1 pseudogene is annotated in these 249 nt (G+C 38.6%); it reads right to left on the reverse strand.

The annotated features are described in order from the left end of the window. Nucleotides 1-249, reverse strand: a pseudogene (locus AAEZ18_RS19320) (efflux RND transporter periplasmic adaptor subunit); the annotation flags it as partial.

Here is a 249-nt window from a genome sequence, read left to right on the forward strand (position 1 = left end):
GTGGTAATCGGTGCCTTTTTGAAAACGAGCGACTATTTTTTCAGGAACCTGAATTTCTACGTCCATTAAATCGCGTGTTTCTAAGCGTAATATATTTTGCTTTGCTTGAATATTTTCAAAGTTTTTAACAAATACTTTTGCGACCGTGCCTGAAAATGGCGCGCGCAGCTCGCTGTACTCAAGGTTTGTTTGTGCAATTTTAAATGCAGATTCGGCAATTTGCATATTAGCAGAGGCTTCATCTAATTC

Source organism: Pseudoalteromonas sp. 19-MNA-CIBAN-0066, from assembly GCF_040308705.1.
Lineage (GTDB): Bacteria > Pseudomonadota > Gammaproteobacteria > Enterobacterales > Alteromonadaceae > Pseudoalteromonas > Pseudoalteromonas nigrifaciens.